The organism is Anaerovorax odorimutans (assembly GCF_024459955.1).
Taxonomy (GTDB): Bacteria; Bacillota; Clostridia; order Peptostreptococcales; family Anaerovoracaceae; genus Hominibacterium; species Hominibacterium odorimutans_A.
The window spans coordinates 79,367-98,195 of the sequence record NZ_JANFXK010000016.1 but is presented as its reverse complement, the minus strand read 5'-3'; the positions used below and the strand labels follow the sequence as shown (position 1 = coordinate 98,195).

Below are 18,829 nucleotides of genomic sequence, written 5' to 3'. Positions count from 1 at the left end.
ATTGGGACATTTTCTCAAGTGAATCCTATAGGGACATTATCACAAGTTAACAACACACGGGGACTGCCTCCTATTTGACTTCCGGGCCGAAAAATGATACTATGAAACAGCTTGGAATTACTTGTAATAAGAGCGCTTACCGAGAAGATAAAAGATAGTTAGGAGATAAATGTGGATAAGAGATTTGCACTGCTGATCGATGCTGACAATGTTTCGGCAAAATACATCGATCCGATTTTGGACGAGCTGTCCAAATATGGAAATGTTACTTACAAGAGAATTTACGGAGACTGGACCAGCCGCCAGAACTCCAGCTGGAAGGAGGAACTGCTTTCCAGCTCCATCACGCCGATCCAGCAGTTCAGCTATACGACCGGAAAAAACGCTACCGATTCGGCGCTGATTATTGACGCGATGGATATTCTATATACCAATACCGTTGACGGATTCTGTATTGTTTCCAGCGACAGCGATTTTACAAAATTGGCCAGCCGTATCCGGGAATCCGGGCTTACGGTGATCGGAATGGGAGAACAGAAAACTCCTATGGCTTTCCGTAAAGCCTGTGATATCTTCACCAGACTGGAACTTCTGGAAGGTGAAGAAGAGAACAAGGAAGAAGCGGCGGCGGTCAAGGATATCGACAAATCCACCATTGAAGACGCCATTGTCAAGATCATTACGGAAAATACCAACAATGGCAGAGAGACCGGACTGGCGGAGCTGGGCAACCGGCTGCTGAAGCTGTACCCGGATTTTGACGTACGAAGCTATGGCTACAGCTTGCTTTCCAAACTTTTGGAGGAGTTTCCGAAGATACGGCTGCTGAAAAAAGGCAATTACGTTTCCGTCAAACTGGCTGAAGGAAACAATGTGGAAGAATTTGTGATCGACCTTGTGAAGGCCGGAGGCAAAGAGGGGATTGACCTGGGTATTCTGGGACAGGAGCTACATCAAAAATACGAAAATTTCAATGTGCAGGATTACGGCTTTTCACAGTTTAAAAAATATGTCCGCAGTATCAAGGGAATTGAAGTGCGCAAAAGCGGCAACCAGAATATGGTGAAATACGCAGGAAAGTAGGCCGGACATGCAGGGATATAATTGTATTATGGTCTACAATGCCACCAGGGAAAAGCTGCTGTTCTGCAAACGAACCGGAGATCCCTATAAGGGGAAATTCAATCTGGTGGGAGGAAAGATCGAGCCGGGGGAAGACGGGCTGCAGGCCGCCTACCGGGAGTTGGCTGAGGAAACAGGCATCGGCCGGGACGACATCGTACTTAAACATATGATGAACTTTACTTATTTCAATCAGAACTGCACCGTTGAGGTATATGTGGGCTCACTGAAACAGGAGGTTGACCTGCGGGCAGAGAAGCATCCGCTTTTGTGGCTGGGCATGGATGAAAACTTTTTTGATCTGGAAAAGTTCGCCGGAGAAGGCAATATCGGCCATATGGTGGAGCAAGTGAGAATCTACGGAGACGGAATATAAGTAAATGATCTTATGACAAAAACGCCCCTGCGGCGGATCCTGTTTGGAGCCGGGGATTCGCCGCAGGGGTATTTTATAGCCTCTTTTATTGACAAAAGGTCCAATATCGAATATAATCTTAAATAATAACTATTATCAATAAGGAGGCGATCATAATGCAGACCAGAAATACGCTGCAGAAGGATATTATCCTGAAGGCAGTAAACAGGCTTCACAATCACCCGACAGCGGAAATGATCTACGAGGAAGTGACCCGTGAATACCCGAGAGTCAGCAAGGCGACGGTTTATCGTAATCTGAACCAGATGGCGCAGCAGGGGCAGATCCTGCGCATTCAGATTCCCAACTCAGCGGATCGTTACGATTTTAATACTTCGGGCCATTACCATCTGAAATGTACCGGCTGCGGCCAGGTGTTCGATATGGATATTCCCTATATGGAGCAGCTGAATCAGCTGGACTTGAGTGAGCAGGGGTTTACGATTGAGGACCACGATATCATTTTCCAGGGAACATGTCCGCAGTGTGGTAAAAAGACAGCCAACTAAGACAGCGGGCTGCCGGGAAATAGATAAAGTCGTTGTAACTGTGGTGGAGTAAAGGAGAAAAAAATGGGAGCATATAAATGCAGTATCTGCGGATATATCTTTAACGAGGAAGGAGATAAGACGATTGATACCCTGAGCGAATGTCCGATCTGCGGTCAACCGCGCAGCATGTTCGAACAAATCAACGATGAGGGCGAAGTGCAGACAGCGCAGCCGGAAGAGAAAGCCGAAGGCGATAGTTCGCTGGACTATGATCCGGAGTACGCCAGAATGGACACCTCATGCCGGTACATGGAGGAAATCCATAAGATGGCTGTGAGCGGAGAGACGATTATTGAGGCTATGGGCACAAAGATGTCCATGCCCAATTGGGATGACATCCTGCTTTTGGGCGCGCAGCTCAACCCGCCGCCGCTGCCGGAGCATGCTCAGGTGGATACGAGGACGGTGATCGGAAAAAGGGCGAAAAAACCAATGGTTTTAGAAAGTCCGGTCTATATTTCCCATATGTCCTTCGGCGCTCTTTCCAGAGAAACAAAGATCGCCCTCTCCAGGGGCAGCGCCATGGCCAAGACCGCCATGTGCAGCGGAGAAGGCGGCATTTTGCCGGAAGAGCGGGAGGCGGCCTACAAATATATCTTTGAATACGTACCCAACAAGTACAGCGTCACCCCGGAGAACCTGAAAAGGGCCGATGCCATTGAGATTAAGATCGGTCAGGGGACCAAACCGGGGATGGGCGGACATCTGCCGGGCGACAAGGTGACCCCGGAGATTGCCAAGATACGAAACAAGCCTCTGGGTCAGGATGTTATCAGTCCTTCCTGTTTCGAAGAGATAAAAAATAAGGAGGATCTGCGGTCTCTGGTTCAGAAGCTTAGGCTGGAATCGGAAGGGCGTCCCATTGGAATCAAGATCGCTGCCGGACGCATTGAGCGGGATTTGGAATTCTGCGTGTTCGCAGAGCCGGATTTCATCACCATTGACGGCAGAGGAGGCGCTACAGGAGCCAGTCCCAAGCTGGTGAGGGACGCTACCAGCGTGCCGACCATCTATGCGCTGCATCGGGCCAGAAAGTATCTGGATAAAGCGGGCGCGGACATCGATCTGGTTATTACCGGAGGTCTGCGGGTGTCCTCTGATTTTGCCAAGGCTCTGGCAATGGGAGCAAATGCGGTGGCTGTCGCATCGGCGGCGCTGATTGCCGCGGCCTGCCAGCAGTACCGCATCTGCGGAAGCGGAAAATGTCCGGTAGGCGTTGCTACCCAGGATCCAGAGCTTCGGGCCAGATTCAAAGAGGAAGCCGCGGCTCAGAGAGTAGCCAATTTCCTCAACTGCTCGCTGGAAGAGCTGAAAACCTTTGCAAGAATCACAGGGCACGAGCGCCTGCAGGATCTGAGCAAAGACGACCTGTGTACCATCAGCAGAGAGATTTCAGAGTTTACGGACATACCACACGCATAGGAGAGACTATATGATTGAAGAAATACTGGAATATAACCGAAAATTTGTACAGGATGAGAACTACAAAGCCTATGTCACCAGCAAATATCCCGATAAAAAGCTGGCGATTCTCTCCTGCATGGACACCAGACTGACCGAGCTGCTGCCTGCGGCCATGGGGCTGAAAAACGGAGACGTGAAAATTATTAAGAACGCAGGCGGCGTAATTTCCAATCCCTTTGGCAGTGTAGTCAGGAGTCTGCTGATCGCCATATTCGAGCTGGGCGTGGAGACCATCCTGGTGGTGGGTCATACCGACTGCGGCGTGCAGCATATGGACAGTAAAGCTATGATCGGCCATATGAAGGAGAGGGGCATTTCCCAGGAGTCCCTGGACATGATGGGCTACTGCGGAATTGATTTTGAGCGCTGGCTCAGGGGCTTTGACGATGTGGACACTTCTGTCAGAGAGACGGTGGACCTGCTGCGGAATCACCCTCTGATTCCCGACGATATCCAGGTGGGAGGCTTTGTCATAGATACCGTAACCGGAGAACTGATGCCCGTATCGGAAAAATAAGGCGCTGGCCTTTAGGAATAAACCTTACGGCCTGTACTCTTTCGGGTTTTAAAAGCATAGTTTGGATCACCGCCCAGTATACTTGACTGGGTGGTGATTTTTTATGATTATAATGGTTCGAAAAAAAAGACTGCTGCGCATAACGGCGGCGGTAGCTCTTTTTGCAGTAGCGTTTGTCGGCGTTGGCCTGGCAACCGGCGTTTTTAAAAAGGATGCCGTTTCCACATCCGCGGACGGAAACTGGGGCCTGAGCTTCCAGCAGGCGGGCCAGCCTCCTGTAGCCAACGCAACGGCGGAGTACCTGAAAAAATACGATGCGTATTATGCGGAGAAAACCTCTGAGAAGGTCCTGTATCTGACCTTTGACGCCGGATACGAGAACGGGCATACGGCAAAGATTCTCGATGCTTTGAAAAAACACAAGGTCCCTGCGGCCTTTTTCGTAGTGGGCAATTATATCCAGACCAATCCGGAGCTGGTAAAGCGAATGGTGAAGGAAGGGCACATTGTAGGAAACCATACCTTCCATCATCCGGATATGTCCCAGATATCTACGATGGAGGATTTTTCTAAGGAGATCAATGACCTGGAAGCGCTGTACAAAAAGACGACCGGAAAGAACATGAAAAAATTCTACCGGCCGCCTCAGGGAAAATACAGCGAGTCGAACCTGGAAATGGCAAAGGAGCTGGGCTATCATACGATTTTTTGGAGCCTGGCCTATGTGGACTGGTATGAGAGTCAGCAGCCGTCCAGAGAGGAAGCCTTCAAAAAACTCATACCAAGAGTTCATCCAGGTGCCATCATCCTGCTCCACAGCACCTCTCAGACCAATGCCGAGATTCTCGACGAGCTGCTGTCAAAATGGGAGGAATTGGGCTATACCTTTAAATCATTAGATCAACTAGTGCGGAATTAATCAGCGCATGGCCCTTTTCGTTGGGGTGCATGCCATCCACACAGAGGAGGTCGCCGTAATGGCGGTTTTCCAGAAAGATCCGGCGGATGTCGATCAGCGGAGCCTTGTGCTCCTGTGCCAGCTGAAAGACGGTCAGGTTATAGGCCTCGTGCCAGCGATAGATGTAGTCGATATCGCCCAGCCAGCGAAGCACATTGTCTCTGTTCAGACCCCTGCATACCCAATCGAAGAACCGCTGCGGATTCAGGGGCGGCAGAGAGAGCAGGATCGGCTGGCTGCCGCAGGATCGGATTTGCTCCAGCATATTGGAATAAGTGTCTTTGAAAACGGATGAAGGGACTGCGGGCGCGTGGTCCTTTTCCGGTGTGCGGGCGACTTCTTCCCAATTATAGTTGCAGTCGTTTCCTCCGAATTCCAGAATCGTATAGTCGTACAGGGAAAGCTGCTCCTTGTGCTTTTCCAGGATCTGCTGGCCTTTGGTCGTAGTGCAGCCAAAGCGTGCCAGATTTTTCACCGGAATCTGTCTTATGCTGGAAAATAAATTGATAAAACTGTTTTTCAGAAACGTGTATTTGTTCCGAGCCTCATCATAGATGACCCCTCTGGCTACGGAATCCCCCAGGACACAAATTTTCATCTCGAATTCCCCCTTTTGTTCTTGAAAGAAATAATTGAAACTATTAAATGTAATATCTAATATTATATTATGTAACTAACATAGAGTCAATACTATTTACATTTGTTTTTATATGATATATACTATTCGTATATCTGATGCGGCTCTGTTAAGAGACGCCGTGTTGGTGCTGTATAAAGAATGTCTTTCTATTAGAATGGCATAATGAGGAATTGATTATACGAAAAAGAGGTACAAAATATGGAAACGATTAAAAAAATACTGGAAGAAAAAAGACCGAACAAATGGGAAGATATTCCCGATATCGACCTGTATATGGACCAGGTGCTGAACTACATGCCCAGACAGCACGCAGGGCTGGAGCTGGATGAGAATCTGACGGCGGCGATGGTCAACAATTACATTAAAAAGGGCCTGCTGCCAAGGGCGGTGGGGAAAAAATACAATCGTACGCACATCGCCTATCTGACAGCAATCTGCCTTTTAAAGCAGGTGCTGTCAGTGAATGACACGGGAGAGCTTCTGAAAGCCAAGATACAGGACCAGGAAATACGGGATTTTTATGAGAGCTATATGGAAGTGATGGACGAAGAATTTAAGAAGGTTTCGGCAGAGCTGCAGGAGACGGAAGATAAAGCCGATCTGTCGGAAATGGCCCTGCGGCTGGCGATTTCCAGCTATGCCCAAAAGCTGGCCTGCGAACAGATGCTGAAGGCCCTGGAAGAAACGGACGGCCAGGAAAAGGAGTAGACTTACACTGCCGTCTCCAACACAAAACGCGAAATTTCTGCTTTTACCGCTGTTTTGTTGTTAGCCCTGCTCCTGCAACAGCGTATCGGAATTGATGCGCATGTAGAACTTGCGGCAGATCTCCGGCCAGGAGATATTTTCTTCGGCCATGATCCACATCATTTTGGTGAGAACCGCTTCCAGCGTCATATCTCTGGCCTCCAGAATACTGAAGGATTCGTTGAGTCTGCGGCCCACTTCATAGGTGCCCACGTTGCTGCCCTCATAGGTAACCTGAGTCGTCATAACCAGAACCTTTTCCTCGGGGGCGTATTTACTTAGCTGCCGGAAAAGCTCTTTTTCCAGGCTGTCGGGGATTCCGCCCACGCCAAAGCTTTCAATGATGATGCAGTCGTACAGACAAAAGATCTCCGAAAGGAGCGCCGGAGAAATCCCCGGTGTCAGCTTGAGCAGGAATACTTTCGGATTGAGCCGGTCGTAAAATACGACCGGATTTTTTTCGATGGAAGGAGGCAGGTAGCGGATGATTTTTCCATCGTGAATGGTCGCCAGATATGGGAAGTTAATGCTGGAAAATGCCGAAAAGCTCAGTGTCTTGGTTTTCTTAGCCCGCGTACCCAGGATTACCTTGCCGTCAAAGACGATCTGCACTCCGCGGGAATCGGGATCAGCCGCATAGAGGATGCTGTCCCGCAGATTGGCTTTTGCATCGGTGATCTCAGAGCCGATGGGCTTTTGCGCTCCGGTGAGTACAATGGGCTTTGACGAATGCTGAATCAGGTAGGAGAGGGCCGCCGCCGTATAGGCCATAGTATCCGTACCGTGGCAGATCACAAAACCATCGTAATTATGGTACTCTTCTTTGATGGATTCGGCCAGCATGAGCCAGTGATCCGGCGTTATGTCCGTGCTGTCCAGATTGCAGACTGCTTTTGTCTGTAAAAGAAAATCCCTTCCGATCTCAGGAAGATAGGAAAGCAGCTCTTCCGAAGAAAGAGCTGGTATCAGCCCATGGGGCGTTTTGACGGAGGCAATGGTTCCTCCGGTAGTCAGAATCAGTAATTTTTTTGTCATATGTATGTTCACTTTCTTGTAATATATGGATCGCACCCTGCGCACGCGCTGCGCAGAAAGAGAATTTCCGGAAATAGGATAGCATATAAACGCAGATTTTCCAAGTGACAGTTTTTACAAGGCGCTGCCCGGAATTTGATGGTGCGAACCTGTCCGCTGCCGATTTTGGCCCCGCAGACCCAAGGCAGTCACAGTCAGCCCGGCAGGTGCGGAAACCTCCCTTGTATTTTCCTGAATTTGTACTATAATAGAGTATAATGTAAATAATACGCAAAATAGGAATGTACGCGTCAAGTGTTCGGCGGATGGGGAGTTGCCGCCGAAACGAAAAGCACGAAAAGCTGCTTGCGGTGTATGTTCCGCACCCGTTGCAACAGAAGCTCTGGCATTATGTATGTGAAGGGAGATTTTTCGCCGGAATCACTATAAGATGGAGAGCTTTTTTGTTTTCTGTCAATGGGAGAAAAATAAGGAGACAGAACAACATGGATCATAAAAAAATTGAAGAAGGCGTCCGGCTTATGCTGGAGGGGATCGGAGAGGATACGGATCGGGAAGGACTCAGAGAAACCCCTGCCAGAGTGGCCAGGATGTATGAAGAGATATACGCCGGTATGGAGCAGGATGCCAAGACCCATCTTGACAAGCAGTTTCATGTGGAGAACAATAACATGGTAATGGAAAAGGACATTCAGTTTTATTCCACCTGTGAACATCATCTGCTGCCCTTTTACGGAAAGGCGCACGTTGCTTACATACCCGACGGAACGGTAGCGGGGCTGTCAAAGCTGGCCCGGACCGTTGAAGTTTATGCCAGGAGGCCGCAGCTGCAGGAGCAGATGACCGCACAGATCGCGGATGCCCTGGAAAAATACCTGCATCCCAAGGGAGTCATGGTCGTGATCGAAGCGGAGCATATGTGCATGACCATGCGGGGCGTGCAAAAACCCGGCACAAAGACCGTGACCACCATGGTCAGAGGCGCTTTTGCCGAAGATTATTCCTTACAGCAAACCTTTTTACAAATGGTGAAGTGACATGGACAAAGTAAATCAGATTTTTAATCATCCCTTATATCAGGAAGCGCTGCACGATATAGAAGAGGCGGAAAAAGACCGGATCTTCTGCAAGCACGATATGGACCATTTTCTGGATGTGGCGAGATTGGCCTACATTTACAATTTGGAGGAAAATGCGGGTATTGCCCGGGAAATGATCTACAGCGCGGCGCTGCTGCACGATATCGGCAGAGCCCTGCAATACACGAAGGAAATTCCCCATCACGAAGCCGGAGTCGGCATGGCGGAACAGATCCTGCCGGAATGCGGTTTTTCCGATGAGGAGCAGGCGCAGATCATCGACGCCATACTCTTCCACCGGCGGGAGGGATCGAAAAAGGGCAGTCCTCTCAGGACCCTGCTTTACAAAGCGGACAAGCATTCGAGAAAATGTTTTGTCTGTGGGGCCAGAGAGGAATGCAAATGGTATAAAGAAAATATGAATATGAAAATAGACTACTGAGGAGAGCGTGAATGAAGATAGGCAATCGAGATTTTGACACTGCGAACAAAACTTACATCATGGGGATACTCAACGTGACCCCGGATTCCTTCTCGGACGGAGGAAAATTTAACTGTTTGGACGCAGCTCTTTTCCATGCGCAGGAAATGATAGAAGAGGGCGCGGATATCATAGATGTGGGAGGAGAATCCACAAGACCAGGCCATACCGTTATTACGGAAGATGAGGAAATCGAGCGGGTGACTCCGGTTATCGAAAAGATCCGGGCCAATTTCGATATTCCCATTTCCATCGACACCTACAAGAGCAATGTGGCGCGCGCAGCGCTGGATGCGGGCGCGGATCTGGTGAACGATATCTGGGGACTGAAAAAGGACCCGGCCATGGCGGATCTGATCGCACAGCGAAAGGCCGTCTGCTGTCTGATGCACAATCGGGAAGAGGCTGTTTACCGGAATTTTTTGGAGGACATGGCAGACGACCTGAGCGACTGTGTCCGGCTGGCAAAGGAAGCCGGCATTGATGACGATAAGATCATCCTCGATCCGGGCATCGGGTTTGGAAAGACCTATGAAATGAACCTCATAGCGCTGAACCGGGTAGAAATCCTCCATGATTTGGGATATCCGGTGCTCCTGGCCGCTTCCAGAAAATCGGTGATCGGACTGACGCTGGACCTGCCGGCGGATCAGCGGCTGGAAGGAACGCTGGCCACCACGGTCATGGGCGTGATGAAGGGCTGCGCCTTTGTGCGGGTCCACGATATTAAAGAAAACAAACGGATCATCCGCATGACGGAAGCGATCTTGGGCAGAGATTAGGAGGAACATGGATAAGATCAATATTAAAAATCTGGAGGTGTTCGCCAACCATGGTGTGTTTCCTGAGGAAAACGCACTGGGACAGAAATTTCTCCTTTCCGCGGTTCTCTACACAGAGACGAGGAAGGCGGGCCTGACGGACGACCTGACGGCTTCCATCCATTACGGTGAAGTCAGCCAGACGATGAAGCATTTTGTGGAAACCCATACCTTCAAACTACTGGAAACGGTAGCGGAAAAACTGGCCTTTGAACTGCTGACCGGCTTTCCCAGGCTGCAGCGGGTGGAGCTGGAAATTAAGAAACCCTGGGCGCCAGTGGGTCTGCCTCTGGAGACGGTTTCGGTGGAGATCGCCCGCGGCTGGCACAGGGCATATATCGCGCTGGGGTCTAATATGGGCGATAAAGAGGCATACTTAAGGCAGGCGGCAGCCGCGCTGGCCGCCGATGAAAATTGTCAGGTGGAAAAGGTATCGGCTTTTCTGACGACTCCGCCTTACGGATATACGGATCAGGATGAATTCCTCAACGGCTGCCTTGCGCTGAGGACCCTGCTTGAACCCGGCGAACTGCTCTCATTACTCCATGAAATCGAGCAGGCGGCGGACAGGAAGCGGGAAATCCGCTGGGGCCCCAGAACGCTGGATCTGGACATTCTGCTGTACGACGATCTGGTGCTGGATACGGAGGAACTGCAGATTCCTCATATTGAAATGCACAAACGGGATTTCGTGCTGCGGCCAATGGCCGAAATCGCGCCTTTTGTGCGACACCCTGTTCTGAAAAAAACCGTGCGGGAGATGCTGGAAGAACTGGATATTTAAAATAAAAGAGGTGAAAAAGCAATATGCATAAGATAAAACTGGTTCCCGACAAGCCGTTTCACAACAATTGCGATGTTACCGTATATGATGTGACGGAGGAGAAGGAAAAGAAACGCTGCAAAATCATGGTGGATTACGCGGAGAGCGATATCCGCCAGCTGCAGAAGGAAGGCTACGATTATGAAGCCGCGGTAGGACATTTTGAAGATTGGATCTATCATACGGTAAAGCGGTATATTGCCGATGACTGGGAATGTACCGAAGGCTATGAAGCAGTCATGGAGATCGTCCGCGACCACATCAAAGGATACTACTAAGGAGAAAAAGAGATGATACAGGACATAGAGCCACATAAGCTGAATAATTCCTTTGCCCATGAAGAGGCGGAAAGGGAGCATGTGGTTTTTACTTTTAAAGACGGAAAGATATTGCTTTACAGGGACAGCGAAGATAATCTGTCCCTGCCGACTCTGGGAAAGCTGCCAGGGCCATTTGAAGAAAACAGAGACAAGGCTCTCTACGCCTTTTCCGTAGATCAGGACCCAATGTTTCTGATTCTGGATAAAGACATGGAGCCGGCAGGAGATGAATTTACGTACCGCGACCTGAGAGAACTGTACAATGTGCAGCCCAAATGGGCGGCTCTGGCCGGAGTAACTGCCAGCCATCTTAACCACTGGTACAGTGAGCATCTCTTCTGCGGATGCTGCGGAAGCCCGGCAAAGCTGGGAAAATGGGAACGGGCCATGGTCTGCCCTCAGTGCAAAAATGTCCAGTATCCCAGAATCTCACCGGTGATTATGGCAGCGATTACAGACGGAGACAGGCTGCTGGTTACCAGATACGCAGGCAGGCCTTATAAAGGACTGGCTCTGATCGCAGGCTTTGTGGAGATTGGAGAATCCCTGGAAGGCGCGCTGCGGCGGGAAGTCATGGAAGAAGTGGGACTGGAAGTGAAAAACCTCCGCTATTTTGGAAGTCAGCCCTGGGGCTTTTCCGACTCCATCATTTCAGGCTTCTTTGTCCAGCTGTCAGGAAGCGATCAGGTCCGGCTGGACCGGGACGAGCTGTCGGAGGCCGTTTGGCTCAAAAGGGATGAAATCCCGGAACAAAATAACCACATCAGCATCACTGCGGCAATGATAGAGGCGTTCCGCACGGGAAAGATAAACTATTAAGGGGGAATCGAAAATGACAAAGGTAGATATTATATCGGGCTTTTTGGGAGCCGGTAAAACGACCTTCATAAAAGAACTGATTTCAAAAGTATGGAAGGATGAGAAGATCGTCCTGATTGAAAACGAATTCGGTGAAATTGGGATAGACAGCCGTTTTATGCAGAATTCGGGCATCGAAGTCACGGAGATGAATTCCGGCTGCATCTGCTGTACTCTGGTGGGAGACTTCGCCAGATCGCTGAAGCAGGTGGTGGAGCAATTCAATCCTGACCGGGTAATCATTGAACCCTCGGGTGTAGGCAAGCTATCCGATGTCGCCGGAGCTGTTGAGGAGATACAGGAGGAGGCTCATGTGCAAATCAACAGCCGGATCACGGTGGTGGACGGAAAGAAAGCCAGAATGCACATTAAGAACTTTGGCGAGTTCTTTAACAATCAGATTGAAAGCGCCACAACCATCGTAGTCAGCCGTACGCAGATGATGACTGAGGAAAAGCTGAAAGAATGTGTGGCACTGCTCCGGGAGCACAATCAGGATGCGACAATTATCACCACTGCCTGGGAGCAGCTTTCCGGAAAGATGATACTGGACGCCATCCATCACGGCCATAATCTGGAGGAAGAGCTGCGGGAAGCCCACTCTCATCATGCCCATGAACATCATCACGATCACGGGGAGCACGATGAGCATCACCACCATCATGGGGAGCACGACCATCACCACGACGAAAGCTGCGGATGCGGTCACGACCATCACGATCACAGCGATCATAGCCATGGCCACGACCATCACCACGATCATGATCACGAAGGGCACCACCATGCCGATGAGGTGTTCACCAGCTGGGGAATCGAGACCGTTCACAAATTCAACCATGCAGAGCTTGCGGATACGCTGAAGATGCTCAGCATGACCGATGAATTCGGCACGGTCCTGCGGGCCAAGGGGATCGTGGAAGGCGAAGATGGACAATGGATGGAGTTCGACATGGTACCGGAAGAGACAGAGATTCGCCAATGCCAGCCGGACTATACAGGCAGAATCTGTGTGATTGGAACGGAGCTGAAAACGGAAGATCTGGAAAGGGTCTTCGGTAAATAGCAGGCCGGAAAACTAAAGGAGGCAGAGATTATGGAAATTCCTGTTTATTTATTTACAGGACTTCTGGAGAGCGGAAAGACAACGCTGATTCAGGAGGTGGCGGGTGAAGAAGATTTCCTGGAGCCGGGGACCACGGTGCTGATCCAGTGTGAAGAGGGAGAAACCCCATTCAGCGAAGATTTTCTGAAAAAATACAGTATCGTAAAGATTGACGTGGAAGACCCGGACGAACTCAACGAGCTGTTTTGGAAACGGTGTGAGAAGACCTACCGTCCCGCACAGATCATGATCGAGTACAATGGGATGTGGGAACTGAGTACGCTCTTTGAAAGCGGTATCCCGGAGGAATGGTTTATCGGGGGAATCTATTCCACCGTGGATGCTTCCACAGCGGAAATGTATATCAGTAATATGCGCAAGACTTTCATGGAACCGTTGAAGGAATCCAATCTGATTATCTTCAACCGCTGCAGCGAGGAGACGGATCGGCTCAAATTCAGGAGAAGTCTGAAAGCGCTCAATCCTCAGGTGCAGGTGGCTTTTGAACGCACCGACGGCACAATGTATGAAAACGAGGTCGAGGAAATGCCTTTCGATTACAGCGGACAGACTGTGGAGATCGAAGATATGGACTATGGACTCTGGTATTTGGACGCTATGGACCGTCCGGAACGCTATATGGGAAAAGAGATCGTTTTCACGGCCAGATACTGCGCCAGCGCCAAGGCGTCTCAGAAATACTTTGTACCGGGAAGGCATATTATGACCTGCTGCGAAGATGACATTCAGTTCCTGGGCTTTATCTGCGATTTTGAGGGCGATATGCCCTTTGAACATGGAGACTGGGTCCGGGTGACAGCGCAGTTTGATTATGGTTTCAGCAAAATGTACGGGGAAGAAGGGCCTTTGCTGCATTTAATTCATATAGAGGAAGGAAACAAGCCAGAACAGGAACTGGTTGCCTTTACGTGAGGAAAAAACAGATCGGAAGATAGAAAAGGCACAGTTGACATCCATCTGTGCCTTTTCTTTTTCGTAAAACAGACGCATATCGGATATATTATCCATATCTGTCATACTTTGTCGAAAAGAAATTTACTCATTTCCTATAATTAATTGTAAAATCATGTTATGTAAGGAGTTAATTTACTGAAATGTTATCATCTTTAGAAAAAAATGGAGTATAATGGCAGCAGGAGCATTCTATGGGAGCATTAAAACACGAATAATTTCAGATAAAAACAATTTGCGTATACGGATATTGGCCAGATACTGGGGCGGCTGTGATTATCCGAAATCTGCGATAAAAGAAAAGAGGTTAGAGAAATGCTGAGGAGGAACAGAGAGCGGGGGAAAGGTTCGGAATATGAATTTCTGGACATGGTTTTTGGCAGTATGGATGATATTCTGATTATTGCGGACCGCCTGCGGCTCAATATCGAATATATCAGTGCCGGAGCGGAACGGCTGCTGGGAATACCGGAGGCTTGGGAAGGGCCGGTTCTTTCTTTGCTGGAACAGATCGGCGTGCCTCAGGAAACCATCAATTCCATAAGGTACGGATCGGAACTCACAGAAGCGGAGTGCTGGCTGAGAAATCTGGACAGGGATCAGGGTATCTGGTGTAAGTGCGGGTGGTTCTTTGCGGCTCCCTTTCATACTGAAGAGGAGAAATTGATTTTCCGTATTTCCGACCGTTCAAAAGAAATGACCCTTCTGGAGAAGACCAGACAGGAGCTGACGGAGGCAAAACGGTCCAACGCAGCGAAAAGCCGCTTTCTTTCAACCATGTCCCATGACATACGTTCCCCTCTCAATGCGATTATCGGCCTGACGGAGCTGGTGATGGAGCACAAAAACGATCAGGAGAGGACAGTGGAGTACGTACATAGAATCTTCCATTCTTCCAACTATCTTTTGAGCCTGCTTAACGATGTACTCGATATGTCGAGGATCGAGAGCGGAAGGATGTCTCTGGATTATGAAAGTTTTCAAATGTCAGAGCTTTTAGAATCCGTGACGGGCATCATCCGCACTCAGGCGGAGGACAAAAATCAGGAGTTGGAAACGGAATGGATCATTGCCCACGACAGTGTAAATGGAGACGCTGTGCGCATCAAGCAGATACTCATCAATCTTCTGTCCAATGCGGTCAAATATACGCCTGAGGGAGGGAAGCTGTTCTTTCAGGCCGTAGAAACCCTGAGCAAGGCCGATGAGGATGATACGTATGTTACTTATCAGATGAAAGTCTTTGATAACGGATACGGGATGTCCGAGGAGTTTCTGAAAGTGATCTTTGAACCTTTTGAGAAGGAACGGACCGGCATTTACGGAGGCGTTGAGGGAACTGGTCTGGGAATGGCCATAACCAAAAATCTGGTGGAGATGATGGACGGAAAGATATCCGTGGAAAGCAAGCTGGGAGAAGGCACTGTCTTTACGGTCAATCTGCCCCTCCAGCTCCAGCTGCAGGAAACTGCCAGCATGGGAAGGACGAGCCTGGCCGGAAAGGAAACGGATGACCTGACAGGACTGAACATCCTGCTTGTGGAGGACAATGAACTGACTGCGGAGATCCTGAAGGATATTCTGGAGCTGACCGGATGTAAAGTGAAATGGGCAGGAAACGGATTGGATGCCGTTAACATTTTTCGGACTGAAGGTGAAGCCTTCGACGCCGTTCTCATGGACGTACAGATGCCGGGCATGAATGGGTACGAGGCCACCAAGCGTATTCGCCATATGTCGCAGGCAGGGAAAAAGGTGCCTATCATCGCTCTTACGGGAAACGCCTTTACGGAGGATGTTCAGGCGTCGAAAGAGGCGGGAATGGACCGTCATATTTCCAAGCCGGTGCAGCGAAGGGAGCTTTCCAGGGTTCTCAGGGAAGTGCGCGGCGTTGACAGAAAATGAGAATTTATGTTAAAATACGCCGGAAAGAAAAGACTGTATGGAAAAGGAGATATAGATTATGTTAGAAACAGGAATCAAGGGAACGCAGCAGGTGAAGGTCAGTGAGGAAAACAGCGCTCTGGCAATGGGCAGCGGCACGCTGAAGGTGTTTGCGACTCCGGCCATGATCGCGCTGATGGAAAAGACTGCCTGGATGAGTGTGGCCCCTTATCTGGAGGAGGGAAACGGAACTGTGGGAACTGCCCTGGACGTGCAGCACAGCGCGGCGACGCCTCTGGGCATGACGGTGACCTGCGAGAGCGAGCTGACCGCCGTAGACGGCAGAAAGCTTACCTTTCAGGTGGTCGCAAAAGATGAGACAGGCATCATAGGGCAGGGAAAACACGAACGTTTTATCGTGCAGAACGAAAAATTCCAGGCCAAGGCAGACAGCAAAGGAATAAAATAAAAGGAAGAATTTCCGGAGAATCCGCAAATCAGTCCGCATATACCGCAAATTTTCACTGTAAAAACCGCAACAAAGTGCCAAATGAAAGGCGTATAATGAAAAGGTCGGAAGGAGTGAAAATGTGGACGACAGTTTACGATTGGAAAAACGAATTTTAAAACTATCCTTTGCCGGAAGCGCGGCATTTCTGCTTGCGGAGTGTATCATGGCCTTTATCACGGGTTCCCATGCGGTGTTGATGGACTGTGTATATGATATCGCGGATATTGTGATGCTGGGACCTTTCATGATCCTGGTACCGCTGCTGTACAAGCCGGTGAGCGAAAAGAGACCTTATGGATTTTCACAGGTCGAATCGCTGTTTATTATCATTAAATGCGGACTTCTGATCTTTATCACAGCTCAGTTGATCGTGGAAAGTGTTCAGATGATTCTGGACGGAGGGCATATCGTCAATGCGGGAGTGATCGCCGCCTTTGAGCTGGGCGTTTCCGCCTGCTGCGTGATTATGTACTTTACCCTCAACCATTTGAATAAAAAGTATTCCTCGCCTACGGTAAAGGCGGAGTTATATATCTGGAAGCTGGATGCCCTGAGCACCATGGGCGTGGGCGCTGCATTTCTGATCCAGCTGGTTCTGCAGAGGACGCCCCTTGTGTGGCTGTCACCGTACATCGACCCGGGCATCGCTGTGATCATGGCGGTGATTCTGCTGAAAGAGCCGCTGTCAATGTTTATAGAGGGAATTAAAAATCTGATTCTCTTCGCTCCCAAAAAAGAAGTTATGGAGCATGTGAGAAAGGTAGCCGACGACTGCCTGGCAAAATATCACTTTGACATCAATTTCGTGGATGTGATTAAGACCGGCCGCAAGATCTGGATTGAAATCTATATCCTGCAGGAGGACGATTTAATCAGCATCAGCGACCTGAAACAGGCCCGCAGCGATATGATGGAGGAGCTGGAAGAGGACTACAATCAGGTATATATCGGACTGATTCCTGAAATCGACGCGGTTCAGAGCGCGTAATAAAAAAGAATTTGAAAGGAGTGTGCCGCGCCGGCGGAAAACCGGCGCAGTCACTCCTGTTTTGTTTTTTGAGGAAAGCGGGAACCATTAATAATTCTTCGTTTTGCTAATATACTTTAAAGAGTATCTTGGCGGAAAGAGGAAGTGAAATGAGAAATTCTGTGTTTCGGAAATTGCCCATAGGAAAGGTCGTCGGAAGCAGGGGCGGGCTGAAAAGGAGTCTGGGCGCTTTTGAACTGACCATGATGGGTATTGGCGTTATCATAGGGTCGGGCATCTTTGTCATTACGGGGGTAGCGGCTGCGGAACACGCGGGGCCTGGGCTGGTCCTGTCCTTTCTTCTGGCAGGGGCGGCCTGCGGATGCGCGGCGTTGTGCTATGCGGAGCTGGCATCGGCCGTTCCGGCCTCGGGCGGAGCTTACACCTTTGTCTATGCGGGCCTGGGGGAAATCTTCGGATGGTTCATAGGATGGTGTCTGACTCTGGAATATGTGGTGGCAATGTCGGCGGTGGCCGTGGGATGGTCGGCCTATGTGTCCAATGTTCTGCCCATGCTGGGCGCCGATCTGCCGCAGGAGGTGATGGCATCTCCCTCCGGCGGGGGCATGGTCAATCTTCCGGCAGCGGCGGTCATTACGGTCATGGCCCTGCTGCAGCTGAAAGGAACCAGGGAGAGCGCAAGGCTGAACAATATCCTTGTGGCAATCAAGATGACGGTCATTCTTTTGTTTATCGTACTGGTCGCAGGCCGCATCGATCCGGCCAATTATGACCCTTTTCTGCCCTTTGGATGGGAAGGGGTCTGCTCAGGGGCAGCAGTGGTGTTCTTTGCCTATCTGGGTTTTGATGCCATTGCCAATTCAGCGGAAGAAGTGATTGAGCCGCAGAAGAATATGCCTAAGGGAATCGTCGGTTCACTGGTCATCGCTACGATTCTGTACATTATTGTCACCTTTATGCTGACCGGCGTGACCCGCTATTCTTCCTACGCCGGGGTCGCGGCACCGGTGGCCTTTGCCCTTAACGAAGCGGGCGTCCGCTGGGGGTCGGCTCTGGTGTCGGCAGGTGCCATCGCAGGACTGACTACCGGCGTGCTGGTTTTTTTAGGCAGCGAATCACGGCTGATCTATTCCATGGCCCGGGACGGTTTGCTGCCTCCGGTGTTTTCCAGGGTCAGCAAAAACGGCGTCCCCGGCAGAGCTGTGGCCTGCGTATGGCTGATGGGATGCCTTTTGGCGGGTTTCCTTCCCATCGGCACCATTGCGGAGCTCTGCAACATGGGAACGCTGTGGGCCTTCTGCCTGGTGTCGGTCACTGTGATCGTGCTGCGGATCAGCCGGCCGGAGCTGCGCCGGGGCTTTCGGGTACCGGCAGTACCGGCGGTGCCCCTTGCTGCCATGGTGATGTGCGGATTTCTTGCTTTTCAGCTGGACAGCGTCACCTGGACGGTTTTTCTTATCTGGACGCTGCTGGGCATGTGTTTCTACCTGGGATACGGGAGAAGACACAGCTCCCTCAGATAGCGACTTGGAATGTATAAA

21 protein-coding genes and 1 riboswitch are annotated in these 18,829 nt (G+C 50.1%); of the genes, 19 read left to right on the top strand and 2 right to left on the bottom strand.

The window, feature by feature from the left end:
• Positions 1-171 precede the first annotated feature (171 nt).
• The 6 genes from NE619_RS13790 to pdaA all read left to right on the top strand — a co-directional run bounded on the left by NE619_RS13790 (position 172) and on the right by pdaA (position 4,988).
• Positions 172-1,083: an NYN domain-containing protein gene (locus NE619_RS13790; RefSeq protein ID WP_256133015.1), complete on the top strand. Its 912-nt coding sequence runs from the start codon at positions 172-174 to the stop codon at positions 1,081-1,083.
• Between the two features lie 7 nt (positions 1,084-1,090).
• Complete coding sequence (locus NE619_RS13785; protein WP_256133014.1) at positions 1,091-1,498, top strand: NUDIX hydrolase; 408 nt, start codon at positions 1,091-1,093, stop codon at positions 1,496-1,498.
• 155 nt (positions 1,499-1,653) lie between these two features.
• On the top strand, positions 1,654-2,046 hold the full coding sequence (locus NE619_RS13780; protein ID WP_256133013.1) for a Fur family transcriptional regulator: 393 nt from the start codon (positions 1,654-1,656) through the stop codon (positions 2,044-2,046).
• A gap of 63 nt (positions 2,047-2,109) precedes the next feature.
• Positions 2,110-3,510 (top strand): glutamate synthase-related protein, encoded by a 1,401-nt coding sequence (locus NE619_RS13775; protein WP_256133012.1) that lies wholly within the window; start codon positions 2,110-2,112, stop codon positions 3,508-3,510.
• Between the two features lie 10 nt (positions 3,511-3,520).
• Positions 3,521-4,069 carry a beta-class carbonic anhydrase gene (locus NE619_RS13770; protein ID WP_256133011.1) on the top strand — a complete coding sequence of 183 codons (549 nt, stop codon included), beginning with the start codon at positions 3,521-3,523 and terminating at the stop codon, positions 4,067-4,069.
• Between the two features lie 103 nt (positions 4,070-4,172).
• The gene (pdaA, locus tag NE619_RS13765) at positions 4,173-4,988 is read left to right on the top strand and encodes a delta-lactam-biosynthetic de-N-acetylase (protein ID WP_256133010.1); all 816 of its coding nucleotides are present in this window, start codon (positions 4,173-4,175) and stop codon (positions 4,986-4,988) included.
• Here pdaA and NE619_RS13760 read toward each other — a convergent pair.
• Positions 4,957-5,625 carry an SGNH/GDSL hydrolase family protein gene (locus NE619_RS13760; RefSeq protein WP_256133009.1) on the bottom strand — a complete coding sequence of 223 codons (669 nt, stop codon included), beginning with the start codon at positions 5,623-5,625 and terminating at the stop codon, positions 4,957-4,959. The genes pdaA and NE619_RS13760 overlap by 32 nt on opposite strands.
• A 240-nt stretch (positions 5,626-5,865) precedes the next feature.
• Between NE619_RS13760 and NE619_RS13755 the strand changes: the two genes are divergently transcribed.
• The gene (locus NE619_RS13755; protein ID WP_256133008.1) at positions 5,866-6,375 is read left to right on the top strand and encodes a DUF1836 domain-containing protein; all 510 of its coding nucleotides are present in this window, start codon (positions 5,866-5,868) and stop codon (positions 6,373-6,375) included.
• A 60-nt stretch (positions 6,376-6,435) separates the two neighbouring features.
• Here NE619_RS13755 and NE619_RS13750 read toward each other — a convergent pair whose 3' ends face one another.
• Positions 6,436-7,449: an asparaginase gene (locus tag NE619_RS13750; RefSeq protein ID WP_256133007.1), complete on the bottom strand. Its 1,014-nt coding sequence runs from the start codon at positions 7,447-7,449 to the stop codon at positions 6,436-6,438.
• Positions 7,450-7,718: 269 nt separating this feature from the next.
• Positions 7,719-7,822: riboswitch (THF riboswitch) on the top strand.
• Between the two features lie 112 nt (positions 7,823-7,934).
• Here NE619_RS13750 and folE point away from each other — a divergent pair.
• From folE to NE619_RS13690, 12 genes are all read left to right on the top strand, one after another.
• Positions 7,935-8,486, top strand: coding sequence for a GTP cyclohydrolase I FolE (folE, locus tag NE619_RS13745; RefSeq protein WP_256133006.1), 552 nt, complete (start codon positions 7,935-7,937; stop codon positions 8,484-8,486).
• Position 8,487: 1 nt separating this feature from the next.
• Positions 8,488-8,970, top strand: a complete 483-nt coding sequence (locus NE619_RS13740; RefSeq protein WP_256133005.1) for an HD domain-containing protein — start codon at positions 8,488-8,490, stop codon at positions 8,968-8,970.
• Positions 8,971-8,981: 11 nt separating this feature from the next.
• Positions 8,982-9,791 (top strand): dihydropteroate synthase, encoded by an 810-nt coding sequence (gene folP / locus NE619_RS13735; RefSeq protein WP_256133004.1) that lies wholly within the window; start codon positions 8,982-8,984, stop codon positions 9,789-9,791.
• A gap of 7 nt (positions 9,792-9,798) precedes the next feature.
• Positions 9,799-10,614: a 2-amino-4-hydroxy-6-hydroxymethyldihydropteridine diphosphokinase gene (gene folK, locus NE619_RS13730; protein WP_256133003.1), complete on the top strand. Its 816-nt coding sequence runs from the start codon at positions 9,799-9,801 to the stop codon at positions 10,612-10,614.
• Between the two features lie 23 nt (positions 10,615-10,637).
• Positions 10,638-10,931: a hypothetical protein gene (locus NE619_RS13725; RefSeq protein ID WP_256133002.1), complete on the top strand. Its 294-nt coding sequence runs from the start codon at positions 10,638-10,640 to the stop codon at positions 10,929-10,931.
• A 12-nt stretch (positions 10,932-10,943) separates the two neighbouring features.
• Positions 10,944-11,792: an NAD(+) diphosphatase gene (nudC, locus tag NE619_RS13720; RefSeq protein WP_256133001.1), complete on the top strand. Its 849-nt coding sequence runs from the start codon at positions 10,944-10,946 to the stop codon at positions 11,790-11,792.
• 13 nt (positions 11,793-11,805) lie between these two features.
• On the top strand, positions 11,806-12,894 hold the full coding sequence (locus NE619_RS13715) for a GTP-binding protein (RefSeq protein WP_256133000.1): 1,089 nt from the start codon (positions 11,806-11,808) through the stop codon (positions 12,892-12,894).
• A gap of 30 nt (positions 12,895-12,924) precedes the next feature.
• Positions 12,925-13,866: a GTP-binding protein gene (locus NE619_RS13710; protein ID WP_256132999.1), complete on the top strand. Its 942-nt coding sequence runs from the start codon at positions 12,925-12,927 to the stop codon at positions 13,864-13,866.
• A gap of 354 nt (positions 13,867-14,220) precedes the next feature.
• Positions 14,221-15,810 (top strand): hybrid sensor histidine kinase/response regulator, encoded by a 1,590-nt coding sequence (locus NE619_RS13705; protein WP_256132998.1) that lies wholly within the window; start codon positions 14,221-14,223, stop codon positions 15,808-15,810.
• 58 nt (positions 15,811-15,868) lie between these two features.
• Positions 15,869-16,258: a thioesterase family protein gene (locus tag NE619_RS13700; RefSeq protein ID WP_256132997.1), complete on the top strand. Its 390-nt coding sequence runs from the start codon at positions 15,869-15,871 to the stop codon at positions 16,256-16,258.
• A gap of 121 nt (positions 16,259-16,379) precedes the next feature.
• Positions 16,380-17,288, top strand: coding sequence for a cation diffusion facilitator family transporter (locus NE619_RS13695; protein WP_256132996.1), 909 nt, complete (start codon positions 16,380-16,382; stop codon positions 17,286-17,288).
• Positions 17,289-17,437: 149 nt separating this feature from the next.
• The gene (locus tag NE619_RS13690; protein WP_256132994.1) at positions 17,438-18,811 is read left to right on the top strand and encodes an amino acid permease; all 1,374 of its coding nucleotides are present in this window, start codon (positions 17,438-17,440) and stop codon (positions 18,809-18,811) included.
• Positions 18,812-18,829: the final 18 nt, after the last annotated feature.